This is a genomic window from Comamonas sp. 17RB (assembly GCF_030056555.1).
GTDB classification, from domain to species: Bacteria; Pseudomonadota; Gammaproteobacteria; order Burkholderiales; family Burkholderiaceae_C; genus Comamonas; species Comamonas terrigena.
The window spans coordinates 160221-176979 of record NZ_JASHHY010000009.1 but is presented as its reverse complement, the minus strand read 5'-3'; the positions used below and the strand labels follow the sequence as shown (position 1 = coordinate 176979).

At 67.0% G+C, this 16759-nt stretch carries 18 protein-coding genes; 10 read left to right on the top strand and 8 right to left on the bottom strand.

Translation table 11 applies throughout. The annotated features are described in order from the left end of the window. Nucleotides 1-45: 45 nt before the first annotated feature. The 3 genes from trxC to QM470_RS17070 all read right to left on the bottom strand — a co-directional run bounded on the left by trxC (nt 46) and on the right by QM470_RS17070 (nt 1861). Nucleotides 46-486 carry a thioredoxin TrxC gene (gene trxC / locus QM470_RS17080; protein ID WP_283340088.1) on the bottom strand — a complete coding sequence of 147 codons (441 nt, stop codon included), beginning with the start codon at nt 484-486 and terminating at the stop codon, nt 46-48. 96 nt (nt 487-582) lie between these two features. After that, nucleotides 583-789 (bottom strand): DUF2905 domain-containing protein, encoded by a 207-nt coding sequence (locus tag QM470_RS17075; RefSeq protein ID WP_066541035.1) that lies wholly within the window; start codon nt 787-789, stop codon nt 583-585. 22 nt (nt 790-811) lie between these two features. Beyond that, on the bottom strand, nt 812-1861 hold the full coding sequence (locus QM470_RS17070; protein ID WP_283340172.1) for a class I SAM-dependent methyltransferase: 1050 nt from the start codon (nt 1859-1861) through the stop codon (nt 812-814). 110 nt (nt 1862-1971) lie between these two features. Here QM470_RS17070 and QM470_RS17065 point away from each other — a divergent pair, with 110 nt between their 5' ends. The 9 genes from QM470_RS17065 to QM470_RS17025 all read left to right on the top strand — a co-directional run bounded on the left by QM470_RS17065 (nt 1972) and on the right by QM470_RS17025 (nt 9103). Continuing rightward, the gene (locus tag QM470_RS17065) at nt 1972-2712 is read left to right on the top strand and encodes a hypothetical protein (RefSeq protein ID WP_283340087.1); all 741 of its coding nucleotides are present in this window, start codon (nt 1972-1974) and stop codon (nt 2710-2712) included. Further along, a complete protein-coding gene (locus QM470_RS17060) occupies nt 2709-3497 on the top strand; it encodes an SDR family oxidoreductase (RefSeq protein WP_283340086.1) in 789 nt (262 codons plus the stop codon). Before QM470_RS17065 ends, QM470_RS17060 begins: the two co-directional genes overlap by 4 nt. 43 nt (nt 3498-3540) lie before the next feature. Beyond that, on the top strand, nt 3541-3981 hold the full coding sequence (locus QM470_RS17055; RefSeq protein WP_283340085.1) for a dihydroneopterin aldolase: 441 nt from the start codon (nt 3541-3543) through the stop codon (nt 3979-3981). After that, complete coding sequence (locus QM470_RS17050) at nt 3978-4352, top strand: dihydroneopterin aldolase (RefSeq protein ID WP_066541042.1); 375 nt, start codon at nt 3978-3980, stop codon at nt 4350-4352. The genes QM470_RS17055 and QM470_RS17050 overlap by 4 nt, the downstream gene beginning before the upstream one ends. Before the next feature lie 5 nt (nt 4353-4357). Next, on the top strand, nt 4358-5320 hold the full coding sequence (ttcA, locus tag QM470_RS17045) for a tRNA 2-thiocytidine(32) synthetase TtcA (protein WP_370626162.1): 963 nt from the start codon (nt 4358-4360) through the stop codon (nt 5318-5320). A 179-nt stretch (nt 5321-5499) separates the two neighbouring features. Next, nucleotides 5500-6231: a DUF4136 domain-containing protein gene (locus tag QM470_RS17040; protein ID WP_283340084.1), complete on the top strand. Its 732-nt coding sequence runs from the start codon at nt 5500-5502 to the stop codon at nt 6229-6231. Then, nucleotides 6228-7139, top strand: a complete 912-nt coding sequence (locus QM470_RS17035; protein ID WP_283340083.1) for an alpha/beta hydrolase — start codon at nt 6228-6230, stop codon at nt 7137-7139. The genes QM470_RS17040 and QM470_RS17035 overlap by 4 nt, the downstream gene beginning before the upstream one ends. 84 nt (nt 7140-7223) lie before the next feature. Beyond that, nucleotides 7224-8369, top strand: a complete 1146-nt coding sequence (locus QM470_RS17030; RefSeq protein WP_283340082.1) for a hypothetical protein — start codon at nt 7224-7226, stop codon at nt 8367-8369. A gap of 212 nt (nt 8370-8581) precedes the next feature. Then, the gene (locus QM470_RS17025; RefSeq protein ID WP_283340081.1) at nt 8582-9103 is read left to right on the top strand and encodes a YjjA family protein; all 522 of its coding nucleotides are present in this window, start codon (nt 8582-8584) and stop codon (nt 9101-9103) included. A gap of 112 nt (nt 9104-9215) precedes the next feature. Here the strand turns inward: QM470_RS17025 and fabF are convergent, their stop codons facing one another. After that, complete coding sequence (gene fabF, locus QM470_RS17020) at nt 9216-10499, bottom strand: beta-ketoacyl-ACP synthase II (RefSeq protein WP_283340080.1); 1284 nt, start codon at nt 10497-10499, stop codon at nt 9216-9218. Nucleotides 10500-10643: 144 nt separating this feature from the next. On the opposite strand from fabF, the gene QM470_RS17015 reads away from it, so the two are divergent. Then, the gene (locus QM470_RS17015; protein WP_283340079.1) at nt 10644-11285 is read left to right on the top strand and encodes a TetR/AcrR family transcriptional regulator; all 642 of its coding nucleotides are present in this window, start codon (nt 10644-10646) and stop codon (nt 11283-11285) included. An 80-nt stretch (nt 11286-11365) separates the two neighbouring features. On the opposite strand, the gene QM470_RS17010 is transcribed toward QM470_RS17015, so the two are convergent. The 4 genes from QM470_RS17010 to QM470_RS16995 are packed head-to-tail and all read right to left on the bottom strand — an operon-like array spanning nt 11366 to nt 16629. Further along, the gene (locus QM470_RS17010; RefSeq protein ID WP_283340077.1) at nt 11366-13108 is read right to left on the bottom strand and encodes an ABC transporter ATP-binding protein; all 1743 of its coding nucleotides are present in this window, start codon (nt 13106-13108) and stop codon (nt 11366-11368) included. 2 nt (nt 13109-13110) lie between these two features. Next, nucleotides 13111-14058, bottom strand: a complete 948-nt coding sequence (locus QM470_RS17005; RefSeq protein ID WP_066541067.1) for an ABC transporter permease — start codon at nt 14056-14058, stop codon at nt 13111-13113. A 9-nt stretch (nt 14059-14067) separates the two neighbouring features. Continuing rightward, the gene (locus QM470_RS17000) at nt 14068-15033 is read right to left on the bottom strand and encodes an ABC transporter permease (protein ID WP_283340075.1); all 966 of its coding nucleotides are present in this window, start codon (nt 15031-15033) and stop codon (nt 14068-14070) included. A 6-nt stretch (nt 15034-15039) separates the two neighbouring features. Then, the gene (locus tag QM470_RS16995; RefSeq protein WP_066541070.1) at nt 15040-16629 is read right to left on the bottom strand and encodes an ABC transporter substrate-binding protein; all 1590 of its coding nucleotides are present in this window, start codon (nt 16627-16629) and stop codon (nt 15040-15042) included. Nucleotides 16630-16759: the final 130 nt, after the last annotated feature.

The window sequence follows — 16759 nt, the reverse complement described above, 5'->3', positions numbered from 1 at the left end:
TCTGGTACCCGCAGGCCTTCCCTCGCTGGACGGCCCGCCTGGGGCCTACACCACCGACTGCACCCAGCGCATGATCTCGCCCGGTGGCATGGCGCCGGAGACGCGGGCGACTTCCTGGCCGCCCTTGAAGACGATCATGGTGGGAATGCTGCGCACATTGAACGGTGCGGCCACCTGGGGGAAGGCCTCCGTGTCCAGCTTGGCAAAACGCACGGCCGGCTCCATCTGCTGGGCGGCCTGGGCATAGCCCGGGGCCATCATGCGGCAGGGACCGCACCAGGGCGCCCAGAAGTCCACCACCACCGGAATCTGGTTGCGCCCCACCTGCCGGGCAAAGCTATCGGCGTCCAGTTCGACCGGAGCACCGGTGAACAGCGGCTGGTGGCAGCTGCCGCAACCGGGCGCGCTGGCCAGTTGTTCCGCCGCCACCCGGTTGGTCTTGTGGCAATGGGGGCAGACGATGTGCAGGGTCTCGGGCGTGGTCATGCGTTTCCTCGTTCCGTGGTCGAAAGCAATGTCTGTAGGTGACGCCGGATGCCGGTTTTGCAAGCCGGGTGCAGCCCCAGGCTGCCCGGGTCCGCCTCACATCAGCCAGGCCACCAGTTTGACCAGGCTGAACAGACCCACCGTCAGCAGCACCGAACTGGCGCAGGGCAGAAAAATCTCACGCCCCAGCAGGCGCAGGGTGACATCGCCCGGCAGCCGGCCCAGGCCGATCTTGCGCACCCAGCCGGTGGCGCTGTTGACCAGCACCAGCACCATGAACATCAGCAGCATCCAGCGGATCATGGGAGAAGGCTTTCTCTCGCCGTCACAGGCGGTGGGTGCGGTCGCCCTGGGCAAAACCGCGGGCCTCCCAGGCCTCCACGCCCTTGACCAGACCGATCACCTTGAACAGCTCGCCCATTTCGTGCTCCAGCATCAGTTTGAGCGCGGGAGCGCGCTGCGCCAGCGTGAGCTGCTCCAGTTTCTGCTGAAGTCCGCAGTTGATGAGGAAATGCGCCTGGGTGGTGTAGCCCAGCACGTCAAAGCCGGCGTCCTGCGCCGCCACAGCGGTGCCGGTGAAGTTGACGTGGGCGGTGATGTCCTTCAGGCCCACCTTGTCCAGCGGATCGCTGTCCACCTGGTGCAGGTGGTGGCAGACCAGCGTGCCCATATGGCGCTGCGGGTGGTAGTACTCGCTCTCGCCAAAGCCGTAATCGATGAAAAAGGCCGCACCACGCTGCAACCGCTCGCCCAGCGTGCGGACAAAGGCGTCGCCCTGGAGGTGGATCTCGGTCAGGTAGTCGTGCGCGCCCTCGATCTCCTGGGGCGGGCGCAGCTCGGTCAGCCGGTCCTGCCAGGCAAAGCCGACGCCGTCCGCCACCACGCCGCGCTCATGCCAGCGCCCCTGGGTGCGCTGCAGCAGCTGCACCGGCATGGCATCCAGCACCTCGTTGCCCAGCACCACGCCGTTGAACTGTGCGGGCAAGGCATCCGCCCAATGCACCAGACCGGCAAATTCGGCCAGCGTCTCCTGCTGGCGCGCCCGCAGCGTGCCAGACAGATCGACAATGGTGTAGCGGCGCACGGGCACGCCCTGCGCCCGCAAGGCCTGCAGCACCTGCAACGCCAGCGCGCCGGTGCCGGCACCGAATTCCCACAGCTCGTCGGTACCGGTCTGGGCCAGCGCCTCGGCCAGCTGGACAGCCAGCAACTGGCCGAAAATGGGGGACAGTTCGGGCGCGGTCACAAAATCGCTGCCCGACTGGGGCATCTGGCCGAACTTGGCGCGGTCGTTGGCGTAGTAGCCCAGGCCCGGCTGGTACAGCGCCAGTGCCATGAACCGGTCGAACGGCAGCCAGCCGCCCTGCTGGGCCATGGCGTTTTGGATGTGCGACGCCAGGGCGCCCGGTAAACTTTCGGAGCTTTCCATCATGCAGGTCTCTTCCCGACGGAAGACCTGGGTCTTCCACCTTCAATGTATGCCTTGTGAGCGACGCTGCCTCTACCAACCAACTGGGTCTTTCGAGTGAATTGCTGCGCTGGCTGCGCCTGCTGGTGCTGCCGTTGTGGGCGCGCGTCGTCATCTTCGGGTTGATGATTGTCGTCGTTGTCGGCGGCCTGACCATGCTGGCCTACGGGCTTTGGGCACAAAAAGACGATATGGCCTCGCGCGCCATGCAACTCATCACCCTGTCGCTGCCGGTGCTGGTGGTCGTGCTGGCCCTGGTTTTCGGCCAGAACAGCGACGCCAAGCTGCTGGCCCTGACCCACCAGCTGCTGGGCAAGGATTTTCCCCGCACCCTGGGCCAGCAACTGCATGAGCGCGTGCAGCTGGACACCCAGGTCCGCGGCTGCTGCGGGCTCTACCGCATGCACGCAAACGGGCTGGCGGGCGTGCAGTTCCAGGTGGAGCTGAATGTCTACAAGGTGAATGTAGTGCTGGCCGTGCCGTTCGAGCTGCCCGCCCGCGTGCAGCTGGGCGACCCCGTGCTGGGCCCGCTGTCCCACACCCTGCAGGGCGCCGAGGCCGAGGGCTACCTGCTCAACCCCAGCCCCGGCAAGCTGCAGTGCGCCGACGGCAGCGACTGCCAGGCGCTGATCCTCTACCGCAGCCTGCCCAAGGATTTCCTGCTGGAACCGGCACAGCGCCTGTATTTCATACAAGACCTGTCCTTCTTCATGGCCGGCGTCTGGCACGCGCTGCACACGAAAGCCCCCCGCACATGACACCCTGGGTTCTGATCACCGGCGGCGGCCTGCGCCTGGGCCGCGAATTCTGTCTGGCCTTTGCCCGCGCCGGCTGGAACGTGGCCTGCCACTACCTGCGCAGCAGCGAGGCGGCCGAGGCCACCTGCACCGAGCTGCGCGCCCTGGGCGTGCAGGCCGTGGCCCTGCAAGCGGATCTGGCCGACCGCGCTGCCCTGCCTGCGCTGCTGGATGCCTTCACCTCTGCCACCGGCACCCTGCCCACGGCCCTGGTCAACAGTGCCTCCACCTTCGAGCCCGACAGCGCCCAGGACTTTCACCTGGACTGGGGCCGGGTCGACCGCCAGCTGCACACCAACACGCTGGCGCCGCTGTCCCTGGCCGGCGAATGGGCGGTGCGCCTGGGCCAGACACCGCTGGCCGGCCCCCACAGCCCGGTGGCCATCCATGTGCTGGACCAGAAGGTGCACAACCTCAACCCCGACTACTTCTCCTACACCCTGAGCAAGCTGGCGCTGGAGCGGTCCGTGGTGCTGCAGGCCCAGGCGCTGGCGCCCGCCGTGCGGGTGGTGGGCCTGTCGCCGGGACTGATGTACCCCAGCGGCCCGCAAAGCGAAGCCAATTACCAGCGCGCCGCCCGCGTCAACCTGCTGCGCCGCCCGCTGGCGGCAGCCGATGTGGCGGGCACGGCGGTATTCTTGGCCGAAAACCCGGCCATCACGGGCGTATCCCTCAGCGTGGACAATGGCCAGCATCTGGTGCCGCTGGAGCGCGACGTGATGTTCATGGTCCACCACGACGCCTGAGCACCGCCAGAGGCACCCACGCCCACTTTTTTACCATTTCCCCATGACCTCGCCATTTCCCAGCCCGCACGCTGTTTCCGCCTTGCTGGCACAATGCCGCCGGCTGTTTCTGCGCGGCCTGCAGGTGCAGGCGTCCATCGGCATCCACGGTTTCGAACGCGAAGCGCCCCAGCGCATGCGCTTTGACATCGATCTGTACGTGCCGCTGCACACCAGCACGCCACAGCGCGATGCCATCGAGGAAGTGGTGGACTACGACTTTGTGCGCCAGGTGGTGCACCGGGCCGTGGGCCAGGGACACATCGGGCTGCAGGAAACCCTGGGCGATGCCATCCTGGACGCGCTGCTGGCCCACCCCGGTGTGGTGGCCGCCCGCGTGGCCACCAGCAAACCCGATGTATACCCCGACTGCGAAGCCGTGGGCGTGGAGACTTTCCGTCTGCGCCCGAACGCCGCAGCGCTTTTAACCGAAGCACAACCATGACCCACGCTGCGACAGGCAGCCAGACGCTGACCCTCACCGGCCTGCGTTTCAACGCCAATCTGGGCATTCTGGCCCACGAGAAAACCGCGCCCCAGCCGATTCAGGTGGACGCGGAGCTGAACCTGGGCCCCCAGCCGCTGCGCCCGCAGGACGATGACATCACCCATGTGCTGGACTACCGCAAGGTGCGCCAGATCATCATCGACGAGTGCACCGCCGAGCATGTGAACCTGCTCGAAAGCCTGATCGGTAAGCTGGCCCAGCGCCTGATGCTGCTGCCCGGCGTGTACGGCGTGCGCGTGAAGATTGCGAAACTGGAAATTTTTGACGACTGCGAAGTGGCCATTCGCATCGAAACCGGACAATGGTGAACCCCATGAATGCTGTGACTGACAACCCCTGGATTGCCGAAGAACCCGCGGCAGACGAAACCACCGCCGCCGACGCCAAGCCCGGCAAGATCAAGATCGAACGCGAACAGATCAAGCTGGAAAAGCGCCTGTGCCGCGAAGTGGGCAAGGCCATCACCGACTTCAACATGATTGAAGAAGGCGACAAGATCATGGTCTGCATGTCCGGCGGCAAGGACAGCTACACGCTGCTGGACATCCTGCGCAAGCTGCAAAAGCGCGCGCCGGTGAAGTTCGACCTGGTGGCCGTGAACCTGGACCAGAAGCAGCCCGGCTTCCCCGACCACATCCTGCCCGAGTACTTCAAGTCCATCGGTGTGGACTACCACATCGAAACCCAGGACACCTACAGCGTGGTCAAGCGCGTGGTGCCCGAGGGCAAGACCACCTGCGGCCTATGCTCGCGCCTGCGCCGCGCCATTCTGTACAAGGTGGCCGACGAGCTGGGCTGCACCAAGGTGGCGCTGGGCCACCACCGCGACGACATCGTGCAGACGCTGATGCTGAACATGTTCTACGGCGGCCGCATGAAGGGCATGCCCCCGAAGCTGGTCAGCGACGACGGCAAGCATGTGGTGATCCGCCCCATGGCCTATGTGCCCGAGAAGGACACCACCCGCTGGGCGCAGTACCAGAACTTCCCCATCATCCCCTGCAACCTCTGCGGCAGCCAGGACGGCCTGCAGCGCGTGGCCATCGGCGAGATGCTGCGCGAGTGGGACAAGAAATTCCCCGGCCGCATCGAGAGCATGTTCCGCGCCATGGGCAACATCGTGACCACGCACATGATGGATCCCCAGCTGCACAACTTCAAGGACGCCAAGGCCACCGGCATTGCCGACCCGAATGGCGACATGGCTTTCGACCACGAAGAGCTGCCGACCGCCTCCGCCCTGCCCGGCGGCCTGCAGGTGGTGCAGCTGGGCTGACCGCCCTGTGCCCTCTGGGCAGGCCCGCGCCTGCCCCGGCATCCAGCCCCGCTCTGCGGGGCTTTTTTGTGCCCGTCGGCCCGCGCCTGCGCAGCAGCCCGGAACTTGCCGGGCCACAAACGGGTCACAATCTGCATGAAGGCGGCCTGCACGGCCGCCGCACCGACCGGGAGCTTTCTATGTCGCACCACCTTTTGACATCCCGCCGCCTGGCACTGGCCGCCGTCGCAGCCGCCGCACTGGCGCTGGCCGGCTGCGCCTCCGGCCCGCGCGAGATCACCAGCAGTGTCAGCAGCTACTCCACGCTGGCCCAGTTGCCCGTGCCCCCCACCTACCGCATGGAGCTGCTGCCTTCCATGGCCCAGCAGCAAAGCTTTGCACTGATCGAGCGCCAGGCGGAACAGTCGCTGCAGCGCGTGGGCCTGACCCGCGACGAAACCCCGGGCAAGGCCAAGCTGGTGGTCCAGGTGATGGCTGCAGCCAGCTATGGCCGGGCCAACAACTGGCCGTACTACGGGCCGCCCGGCCCGATGTTTGGCTGGGGCCTGGGCTATGGCGGCCGCTGGGGCGGCGGCATGGGCATGAGCTGGATGATGGACGCCCCCCCCATGGTGTACTACCGCTCCGTCAAGCTGGTGATGCGCGACCAGCAGACCCAGAAAATCGTCTACGAGACCTCGGCCGCCTACGACGAGGTCTGGACCGACGACCGCGTGATCTACAGCGTACTGTTTGACGCTGCGCTGACCGGCTTCCCCCATCCGCCCCAGGGCGACCGCGCGGTGCGCTCCACCATCCAGCAGCTGCCAGCCAACCAGGCCCCGGGGGCAACCGGGGCTCCCGCCACGGCGGCGCCGGCCGCCACACCGGCAGGTGCCACGCCCGCCACTGCGCCGCGCAGCACGCCGTGAACGCGCGCGGCGCACAGCAGGCCGATGAGGCCCCGGACGCCCTGACGGCTGACACCACCGCCTGTTCCGAAGCATTTGCGGGCTACCGCCTGCCCGGTCAGCTGCGTCCCGCCGGGGCGGCAGCCGACTGCCCGCTGCTGGCCCTGCACGGTGCGCGCTCCAATCTGCAGCGCCTGAACGGCCTGCTCGCGCCGCTGCAGCAGCTGGGCGTGGGCAGCCTGGCCCCCAGCCTGTCGGGCCACGGGCCGGATTCACCAATGCCGGTGGAGCAGACATCGCTGGCCCACAACCTGCAGGAAGCGCTGCGCTTTGCCGCACGCCTGGGACCGCAGCTGCGCATGGTCTACGGTTCCAGCATGGGCGGCGCACTGGCCATGCGCGTGGCCGAACACCATGCCGACCAGGTGCAGGTGCTGGCCCTGTGCGGCCCTGCGCTGTACCCGGAAGCCGCCTGGAGCGCCACGCACTTCGGCGCCCCGTTCCGGGAGGCGATTTCCACCCCCTTCGGCTTTCTGCAGTCGCGCTCGCTGGACTTTGTGCGCCGCTTTGCTGGCCGGCTGCTGCTGATCCAGGGCGAATGGGACGGCCTGCAGGCCACGGCCCACGGTGCCCCCGCCGGCCGGGCCGCCGGAGAGACCACGCTGCAGCGGGCCGACGGCAGCCACCACACCGTGTGGAGCCCCATCCCCGCCGAGGTGTTCAGCGCCCTGGCCGATGCCGCCGGCGCCCGCCTGCAGCACATCGTGCTGGAAGGGGCCGACCACCGCGTGGCCGCCCACCTGCAGCAACACCCGGCCGTGGCCCGCACCCTGGCGGGCCTGATGCAGCAGGCGCTGCACGCCCCGCAGCCGACCCAGGGGCCGCGCAGGCTGCGCATCGACCTGCGCGGCCAGTTGCGGCCTGCGTGATCGCTGCCGGCGGCGCCAGCAGGAGGCGCCACCAGCCGCACGGTTGCGCGGCGCAGGCCACGCACTCGGCTACCATCCACCGCCATGCCTCTGGACACCGCCGACTTCCCCGCCGATCTGCTGGCCCTGCTGCGCCAGCCCCTGACCTGCGCCGATGCACAGGAAACCATCGCCACCTTCTTCGCCCGGCCCGCGCTGGCCACGCTCTACCAGCGGGCCCGCGACCCCTTGCACACCGCATCCATCCTGCAAGGCTGCGCCACCCTGCTGCCCAAGCTGCCGCCCCAGCGCGCGGCCATGCTGGCCCTGATGTGCGGCACCCTGGTGGAAGACGATGCCGACCCGCGCGTGCTGTTCCCGGTGGCCCTGGACCTGCTGCACCGCTGGCTGCAGCAGCTGCAGCCCTACTGCGCCGAAGCGGTGGAAGAGGACGACACGGAGCCCCCCGACCCCGCGGCGCTGCAGGCCTGGGAAGATGCTCAGGCACAGATGGCCGCCGTCCCCCGCGACCAGCGCTGGGAAGTGGAGCTGCTGCACCAGGCAGCCGACCTGCTGGTGCTGCCGCTGATGACCATGGTGCTGCGCGAACGCCGCAACCATGCCGATTTTCTGGCCCACAGCGCACTGCAAGCACTGCTGGCCACCCTGCACCGCAGCGACAGCCTGCCCTTCGAGCAGCTGTATTACCTGGTGCTGGCTGCCGACATCAGCTACGAGGACGCGCTGGCCGTGGTGCTGCCAGCATCGGGCACGGGCTTCATCGCCCGCGTGCATGCCGCCAACAACGGCTTTCATGCGTTTTCAATGCTGCAGCGGCTGATCCGCCACCACGGCCAGGCACTGCGCGTGCGCCCGGAGATCTGGGACGCCGCGAACGCTGTATCCGATGCATCCGATGGTGCCCCGACTGCCGATATGGACAGCGATGTAGACGGCGATGGGGACGACGAGGACACCGCCGATTCGGACACTGCGGCCTTCCAGTGGCTGCAGGCCACGGCCTATGCCGGGGGCCAGCTGGTCAACCCCATGGCCTGGGCCTGGGGCGAGGCCCCGTTGCGCAGCTTTGCCTCCCGCCAGGGCCTGCGCGTGCTGATCGCGCTGGATAGCGAAGGCGGCTGCAGCCGCCGCTGGTCCGGTTTCACCAGCGCCTGCCACGCCGCCCAGGATCCGCATGTGGAGTTCCAGCGCTACCTCACCCCCCAGGAAGTGGCGGCCCTGCTCGACTGAGCGGCGGCCGTCCGGGGCCGCCCGTCGCTGCGCCCCGCCCTGGCGTGCCAGGGCGCCGACGCGCGCGGGGGTTCACAAACTGTGACAACGGCGTTGCAATCTTCCACATTTGCGGCATGCCGTCGCCGTGGCAGCGTGCTACCTTGCAGTCCTTGCCCGCGCCGAGCTTCCGCTCCCACCACCTTGCCGGGCGCTGCTGCAAAGGACACACCATGAAAACCGCATTTGCCACCGCCTTGCTGACCGCCGCCCTCGCCGCCCTCGCCGCCGCCACCTTGCCCGCCCAGGCCGCCGGCTGGGGCGATGCACTGCGCGACGGCGCCTCCAAGCTGGGAAGTGGCTCGGGCAGTACAGCCAGCGAAGGCAGCAGTTCCGGTCTGGGCGGGCTGCTGGGCAGCAACAGCGGCAGCACCGGCAGTGCGGCCGGACTGTCGGCCCTGGGGCTGGGCGGCCTGACCGGATCGGGCACGGCCAGCAACGCCGCCGGCGTGATCACCTACTGCATGAAGAACAACTACCTGAACGCCGACAAGGCCAGCCAGGTGAAAGACCAGCTGCTGGGCAAGCTGGGCCTGGGCCAGAAGGAAGAGCCCAAGGACCAGGGCTACCAGAACGGTCTGATGGGCATGGTCACCGGCTCGGACGGTAAGAGCTTCAGCCTGGACAAGGTCAAGAGCAATGTGAAGGAAAAGGCCTGCGACTTTGTGCTGGACCACGCCCAGTCGCTGCTCTGAATCTCGGCGCACTGGCGCAGACCGCTGCGCCAGCGCTGCCGGATGGGGCCAGAGGAACCAAAGGCTTGCCCTACGGCAAGCCTTTTTTCATGGCCGTGTACCGAGCCGGGGCTCAGGCCGGGTAGTGCCCCAGCACCAGCGAGGCATTGACACCGCCAAAGCCAAAACCGTTGAGCAGCGCATGTGCCATGGCCACCGGCCGTGCCTGGCCACGCACCAGGTCCATGCCTTCGGCCCAGGCATCGGGCTGCGCCAGATTCAGCAGCGGCGGCACGGTCTGATCGCGCAGCGCGAGCACGGTGAACACACTGGCCACGCCCCCTGCCGCACCCAGCAAATGCCCGATGGCGGACTTGGTGGCAGTGATGGCTGGCCCCTGGCCTTGCGCCATGGCGGCGCCAAACAGGGTCCGGATGGCCGCCAGCTCGCCCCGGTCCCCTACCGGGGTGGACGTGGCATGGGCGTTCAGGTGCTGGATCTGCTCAGGCTGCAGACCGGCCTGGGCCAGCGCCGCCTGCATGGCCCGCAACGCACCTTCCCCGCTCTCGGGGCCGGCGGTGATGTGGTAGGCGTCGGCCGAGGTGCCGTAGCCCAGCACTTCGGCCAGCGGCTGGGCACCACGGGCCAGTGCATGCCCCAGCGATTCCAGCACCAGCATGCCGGCGCCCTCGCCCATCACAAAGCCGTCCCGTGCTGCATCGAAGGGGCGCGACGCCCTGTCGGGCTGGTCGTTGAAGCCGCTGGACAGCGCCTTGGCTGCCGCAAAGCCGCCCAGGCTGACCCGGTCGATACAGGCTTCGCTGCCGCCGCACAGGGCCACATCGGCCTCGCCCGCCCGGATCAGCCGCGCCGCATCGCCCACGGCCTGGATGCTGGCCGCACAGGCGGTGACAGGCGCGCCAATCGGTCCCTTGAAACCATGGCGTATCGACACATGACCGGCCGCCAGGTTCACCAGGAACGACGGCACCGTGAAGGGCGACAACCGCCCCGGTCCCCGGGTGTCGGTGGTGCGCACGGCGTCGGCAATCGCCCCGAAGCCGCCAATGCCGGATGCAATCACCGTGGCCGTGCGCTGCCGCGCCGCCTCGTCCTGCGGGTGCCAGCCGGCCTGGGCCAGCGCCTGGTCCGCCGCCCCGAGGGCGAACGTGATGAAACGGTCCATGCGCCGCTGGTCCTTGGCCGACACCACGGCATCGGCGTTCCAGCCTCCTTCGGGGTCTTCTTCCAGACCCGGGACGCGCCCGCCGATGCGGGTGTCGATGCCGTCGCACACGGCCGCATCCAGCGCACGGATGCCGGACTGCCCGGCCTGCAGACGCTGCCAGGCCAGCTCCACGCCACAGCCCAGGGGCGAGACCAGCCCCAGGCCGGTAATCACGACGCGGCGGCTCATGCCTGGCCTCCGGCCAGCATCGGCGCCACAAACGGGAGGGCAATGGAGAGGGAAAACTGCTTCATGGTAGGCAGCCGGGAGGCCCGGCACTTATGATGAGAGGCATCATCATAATTGTTTTGATGATTAGCATCATCTAAAACCATGAAAGTATCCAAGGCACAAGCTGCAGAGAACCGCGCCGGCATCGTCGATGCCGCCGCCCGCCTGTACCGGGAGCACGGCCTGGCCGGCGTTGGCGTGGCCGACATCACCCGCGACGTCGGCCTGACCCACGGCGGGCTGTACCGCCATTTCGAATCCAAGGATGCCTTGGCGCGCGAGGCCTGCCTGCGGGCCTTCGACTGGACCATCACGCCGTTGGAGGCGCTGGACACACCGCGCGCTGACGCCGGGCCCGAGCAGCTGCTGCAGTCCCTGGTGGACAGCTACCTGTCCACCACCCACCGCGACCACCCTGGCAACGGCTGCCCTGCTGCGGCGCTGGCCGTGGATGCGGCCCGCGCCGGGCCGGAGATGTCAGCGGTGTTTGCCCAGGGGGTGGAACAGAACATCCAGCGCTTTGCACGCGCCCTGATGTCTGCCAGCGCACGCGACCAACGTCCTGCCACGCCCGAGGAACGCGCACGCACCATCACCATGCTGTCCAGCATGGTGGGCGCACTGGTGCTGGCGCGCGCCACGGCGGCCGGCAACCCGGCGCTGTCCGAAGAAATCCTGACCACGCTGCGCACGCAGCTCGTCCACCCCGGGGCCGCCGCCACACAGGACAGCGCACAGGACTGACCCGCGCGGCGCTGCAGCCGCAGGCCGGAGCCTCGTTGGAGGGGGCTGGCAGCGGTGCCCGTCCATGACGGGCACCAGGTTCAGGCATGCACGTGGGCAATGTCCGGAATCGCCGCCATCAGTTCGCGGGTGTAGGCATGCTGCGGGGCGTCGAGCACAGCCGCGGCCTCACCGGCTTCCACCAGCTTACCGCGCTGCATCACGCCGATGTCGTCGCACATGTGGCGGATGACGGCCAGGTTGTGGCTGATGAGCAGATAGGTCAGGCCGAACTCGTCCTGCAGATCGCGCATCAGGTTCAGCACCTGGGCCTGCACCGACACGTCCAACGCGGACGTGGGCTCGTCGCAGATGATGAATTCCGGCTGGCTGGCCAGGGCACGCGCCACGGCGATGCGCTGGCGTTGCCCACCGGAAAACTGGTGCGGGTACTTCTTGGCGTCGTCCGGCTTCATGCGCACGCGGCGCAGCGCCTCCTGCACACGCGCTGCCGTTTCGTCCGGACTGCGGGTGATACCCAGCACCTGCAGCGGCTCGGCAATCAGCTCCTCCACCGTCCAGCGCGGGTTCAGGCTGGCATACGGATCCTGGAAGATCATCTGGAAGCGCCGGCGCATGGCCACGGTCTGTGCCGCGGGGCTCCATTTGTCCACGCCGTCGAACAGGATGGTGCCGCGCGTGGGCGGCGTCAGCCCCGCCACCATGCGTGCCACGGTGGACTTACCCGAGCCAGACTCGCCCACCAGGCCAAACGTCGTGCCCTTGCGGATGTTGAAGGACACACCGTCCACGGCCTTGAGAATCTTCTTCTCCTCGCGCGCCAGCAGCCGGGCCAGCCAGCCGCTGGACAGGTCGTAGTCCTTGCCCAGGTTCTGCACCTCCAGCAGCGGCTTTACATTCGCGCCCACGGTATCGGCAGCGCTCGCCTTGGGTGTCCACGGCACGGCGGCCGGCACGGGTCCGCCGCCCACTTCGGGCACCGGCAGACGCATCACGCGCTGGTGCACGCTGGGGATGGCCGCCATCAGCACCTGGGTGTAGGGCTCGTGCGGCGCATCCAGCACCTGGCGCACCGGGCCGGTTTCCAGCACGCGGCCCTGGTACATCACCATCACGCGGTCGGCCGTCTCGGCGATCACGCCCATGTCGTGGGTGATCAGCATGGCCGCAGCACCGCGCTCCTTGCAGACCTTGCGCAGCAAGGCAATGATCTGCGCCTGCACGGACACGTCGAGCGCCGTGGTGGGCTCGTCGGCAATGATCAGCTCGGGCTCGGCGCACAGCGCCAGCGCAATCGCCACCCGCTGGCGCATGCCGCCGGAAAACTGGTGCGGGTACTGCGCCAGGCGTTCCTTGGCATGGGGAATCTCCACTTCCTCCAGCAGCGCCAGCGCGCGGGCCTCGGCCTCTTTCTCGCTGACGGGCAAATGGGTGCGGATGGTTTCCACCAGGTGCCGGCCCACGGTGTAGACCGGGTTCAGGCTGGTCAGCGGGTCCTGGAAGATGGTGCCGATGCGCTTGCCGCGGATGCGCCGCAGGTCTTCGCCGGTGAGCTGGTCGATGCGCTGGCCGAACAGCTCGACCGTGCCGCCGGAGATGCGGCCCGGCGACTCGATCAAGCCGGTGACGGCCGAGCCGGTCATGGACTTGCCCGCGCCCGATTCGCCCACCACGCCCAGGATTTCGCCGCGCGCAATGTCGAAGGACACGTCGTGCAGCACATGCACCGGGCCCTTGTAGGTATCGAAGGTGACGCTGAGGTTGCGCACCCGCAGCACGGGCACATCACCGTCAGGCACGGTAGGGATGGTGTCAGTGGTCATGGTCATTGCAGCTTGGGGTTCAGGGCGTCACGCAGCCAGTCGCCGACCAGGTTGACGGACAGCGCCAGTGCCAGCAGCACCAGCGAGGGGAACAGCAGGATCCACCACTCCCCCGAGAACAGAAAGCCCTGGCCGATGCGGATCAAGGTCCCCAGCGAAGGCGAAGTGGGCGGCAAGCCCACGCCCAGATAGGACAGCGTGGATTCCGCCACGATGGCGTGGGCAAAGCTGATGGTCGCGATCACCAGGATCGGCGCCAGCAGGTTGGGCAGGATGTGCTTGGTCAGGATGGCGGTCTGCGAACGACCGATCAGCTGGGCGGCCAGCACATAGTCCTTCTGCTTTTCCACCATCACCGCACCGCGCACGGTCCGGGCGTACTGCACCCAGTCGGACAGGCCAATCGCTACGATGATCACGAACACCGCCATATCGTCGCGGTAGCCCTCGGGCAGCAGGCCGCGGGCAATGCCGAAGATCAGCAGGGCCACCAGGATCACCGGGAAGGTGAGCTGGATGTCGGCAATGCGCATCAACAGCGTGTCGAACCAGCCACCGGCGTAGCCGGCGATCAGCCCCAGCGGCACGCCGATGATCAGCGACAGCGCCACGGCGGACACGCCCACAAAGACCGACATGCGCAGGCCATACAGGATGGCGCTGAACACATCGCGGCCCTGGTCGTCCGCGCCCAATGGGTAGAAGGCCTCGCCCATGCCCTGGCTCCAGGGGGCGGTGAAGGCATCCATCAAATCCAGGTTGGCCGGATCGAACGGGTTCTGCCAGGCCAGCAAAGGCGCAAAGATGGTGGCCAGCACGATCAGCAGCAGCGTGCCGCAGGCCACCTGCACCAGGCGCGACTTGGCAAAGGCGCGCTTGACCGGCGAATCGCTGGCCTTCCAGCCGCGCGGCAGCGGCTGCGCCACTTCTTGTTTCACGGTGTCAGTCATGCTGCCCCCTTATTTCTTTCGCAGGCGGGGGTCCACCAGCACGTACAAAAAGTCCACCAGCAGATTGATCACCACGTACAGCAGCGCAATGAACATCAGGTAGGCGGCGATCAAGGGCACGTCCACGCCCTGGATGGAGGAAATGAACAGCAGGCCCACGCCCGGCCACTGGAATACGGTTTCGGTGACGATGGCAAAGGCGATCAGCGAGCCGATCTGCAGACCGGCAATGGTGATGACGGGAATCAGCGTGTTGCGCAGCGCATGGCCGAAATACAGATCCTTCTCTTTCAGGCCGCGTGCACGGCCGAAGCGGATGTAGTCGGAGCGCAGCACCTCCAGCATCTCGGCCCGCACCAGCCGCATGATCAAGGTCATGTTGTAGAAGCCCAGCGTGATGGCGGGCATGATGATGGCCGCTAGGCCAGAGGCGGTCAGCAGCCCGGTTTCCCAGCCGCCGATCCTCACCGTCTCGCCCCGTCCGAACGAGGGCAGCCAGCGCAGCTCCACCGCGAACAGGTAGATCAGGCCGATGCCGATCAGGAAGGTGGGCAGCGACACCCCCACCAGCGACACCGTCATGATGGCGCGGCTGAAGAAACCCTCGCGCCGCAGCGCGGTGTACACCCCCAGCACCACACCGATGAGCAGCGCAAAGACCGCGGCGGTCAGCGCCAGCTCCAGCGTGGCGGGCAGGCGCTCGGCAATGATGTCGGCCACCGGCCGCTTGAGCCGGTAGGAAATGCCCAGATCGCCCTGCAGCACCTTGCCCACATAGTGCAGGTACTGCAGGGGAACGGACTTGTTGAAACCCAGCTCTTCGGTGAGCGCTTCGCGCTCTTCGAGCGTTGCGTCCTCGCCCAGCAGGCTGATGGTGGGATCGCCGATGTGGCGGAACACCATGAAGGAAATAAAGGAGACGGCCAGCAGTACCAAGACTGACTGGCCCAGCCTGCGCAGCAGATGGACCAGCATAGACTTTTACTTCACGAACTTGACGTCTTTGAAGTGCAGCACGTTGTCAGGGTGCACCGGCACGTTGATCTTCTTGACCGACGCGAAGTGGATCACCTGGTCATGCAGCGGAATGTAGAAACGCTCCTTCTGCACCACGTCCCAGATCTGCTTGATCGTGGCATCGCGCTTGGCCTTGTCGCTTTCGGACGAGAGCGAGATGATCTTGTTGTCCAGCTCGGCATTGCTGTAGTGCGTGGCATTCTGGGCGCCACGGCCTTCCTTGCCGCGGGTGGCGACCAGGAAGTCGAAGATATAGGCCGAGTCATAAGTGGGAACGCCCCAGCCGTACAGGTAGAAGTCGCTTTCCGCCTTCACGATGCCCACGCTGTGCATGGCGATGGGACGGGCCGAGACTTCGGTCTTGATGCCGATGCGGCCCAGGAAACCGGCCACGGCCGTGCTGATGGCTTCATCGTTCACATAGCGGTCGTTGGGAGTGTGCAGCGTGACGGTAAAGCCGTTGGGGTAGCCGGCTTCGGCCAGCAGGGCCTTGGCCTTGGCCACATCCGCCTTGGGATAGGCGGCCATGGCCTTTTCATAGCCATTCACGAACGACGGCGCCATCACGCCCGAAGGGATGGACAGGCCGCGCATCACAGAGCGCTTGATGGCGTCGCGGTCGATGGCCAGCTCCACCGCCTGGCGCACCTTGGGGTCGGCAAACGGGTTCTTGCCCTTCACATTGCTGCTCTTGAGCTCGGGCGCACCCACGTTCAGGCCCAGGAAGATGGAACGGTTTTCCGGACCTTCGTTGATGCGCAGCTTGCTGTCCTGCTTCAGGCGCGCCACGTCCTGCGCAGGAATGTCCTGCGCAAAGTCGACCTCACCCGACAGCAGCGCGGCCACACGGGTGGCGGGCGACTTGATGGGCAGATAGACCAGCTCGGTCACCTGCAGCGGGGCCTTGCCCTTGCCCCAGTAGTTGGGGTTGAGCTTCATCACCGTCTTGGAATCGACTTCGCGGCTGGCCAGCACATAGGGGCCGGTGCCGTTGACGGCGCGCGTGGCACCGTTTTCGGTCTTGCTGGTGGCGTCCTGCGTATCCACGGCGCCGTTGTCCTTGGACCACTTCTCGCTCATGATGAACAGATTGGTCAGGTTGTTCGGGAAGATCAGGTTGGGGCCCTTGGTCTTCACGTGCACCGTCAGGTCGTCCACGGCCTTGATGTCTTCGACCGAAGCCAGCAGCGACTTCACCTGCGCATTCGGGCCCCGGGCACGGTTCAGCGAGAACACCACATCCTTGGCGGTGAACGGCGTGCCGTCATGGAATTTCACGTTCGGACGCAGCTTGAACTCCCACACGCTGGGGTCGCTGGTCATCTTCCACGACAGTGCCAGCGTGGGCTCCAGCTTGCCGTCGGCGCTGCGGTTCACCAGCGTTTCATACATCTGGTGCATCAGCACGAAGTTGGTGCCGGTGTTGAACACATGGGGGTCCAGCGTGGTCACGTCGGCCGAACGTGCCCAGCGCACGGTGTCCGCTTGGGCCAGGCCCACCGAAGTCAACAGGCCAGCGGCCAGCAGGGCAGTGCCCAGGGTCTTCAAGGTCATGGAAGTCTCCGAGAAAGGTCAGTGCCCGCAACGGGCAGTCGAGAGGGAATGCAGCCGGCAGCAAGATGCGTACCCGGCCAGTGCAACATATAACCAGAACGATGTTATATCTTGTTTTTTATTCGAATTA

Coding starts and splice junctions, on each gene's coding strand:
- QM470_RS17040 (WP_283340084.1), top strand. CDS start 5,500: ATGTCGCACCACCTTTTGACATCCCGCCGCCTGGCACTGGCCGCCGTC.
- ttcA (WP_370626162.1), top strand. CDS start 4,358: ATGAATGCTGTGACTGACAACCCCTGGATTGCCGAAGAACCCGCGGCA.
- fabF (WP_283340080.1), bottom strand. CDS start 10,499: ATGAGCCGCCGCGTCGTGATTACCGGCCTGGGGCTGGTCTCGCCCCTG.
- QM470_RS17055 (WP_283340085.1), top strand. CDS start 3,541: ATGACCTCGCCATTTCCCAGCCCGCACGCTGTTTCCGCCTTGCTGGCA.
- QM470_RS17010 (WP_283340077.1), bottom strand. CDS start 13,108: ATGACCACTGACACCATCCCTACCGTGCCTGACGGTGATGTGCCCGTG.
- QM470_RS17015 (WP_283340079.1), top strand. CDS start 10,644: ATGAAAGTATCCAAGGCACAAGCTGCAGAGAACCGCGCCGGCATCGTC.
- QM470_RS17070 (WP_283340172.1), bottom strand. CDS start 1,861: ATGGCCCAGCAGGGCGGCTGGCTGCCGTTCGACCGGTTCATGGCACTG.
- QM470_RS17000 (WP_283340075.1), bottom strand. CDS start 15,033: ATGCTGGTCCATCTGCTGCGCAGGCTGGGCCAGTCAGTCTTGGTACTG.
- QM470_RS17050 (WP_066541042.1), top strand. CDS start 3,978: ATGACCCACGCTGCGACAGGCAGCCAGACGCTGACCCTCACCGGCCTG.
- trxC (WP_283340088.1), bottom strand. CDS start 486: ATGACCACGCCCGAGACCCTGCACATCGTCTGCCCCCATTGCCACAAG.
- QM470_RS17030 (WP_283340082.1), top strand. CDS start 7,224: ATGCCTCTGGACACCGCCGACTTCCCCGCCGATCTGCTGGCCCTGCTG.
- QM470_RS17075 (WP_066541035.1), bottom strand. CDS start 789: ATGATCCGCTGGATGCTGCTGATGTTCATGGTGCTGGTGCTGGTCAAC.
- QM470_RS17060 (WP_283340086.1), top strand. CDS start 2,709: ATGACACCCTGGGTTCTGATCACCGGCGGCGGCCTGCGCCTGGGCCGC.
- QM470_RS17025 (WP_283340081.1), top strand. CDS start 8,582: ATGAAAACCGCATTTGCCACCGCCTTGCTGACCGCCGCCCTCGCCGCC.
- QM470_RS17005 (WP_066541067.1), bottom strand. CDS start 14,058: ATGACTGACACCGTGAAACAAGAAGTGGCGCAGCCGCTGCCGCGCGGC.
- QM470_RS16995 (WP_066541070.1), bottom strand. CDS start 16,629: ATGACCTTGAAGACCCTGGGCACTGCCCTGCTGGCCGCTGGCCTGTTG.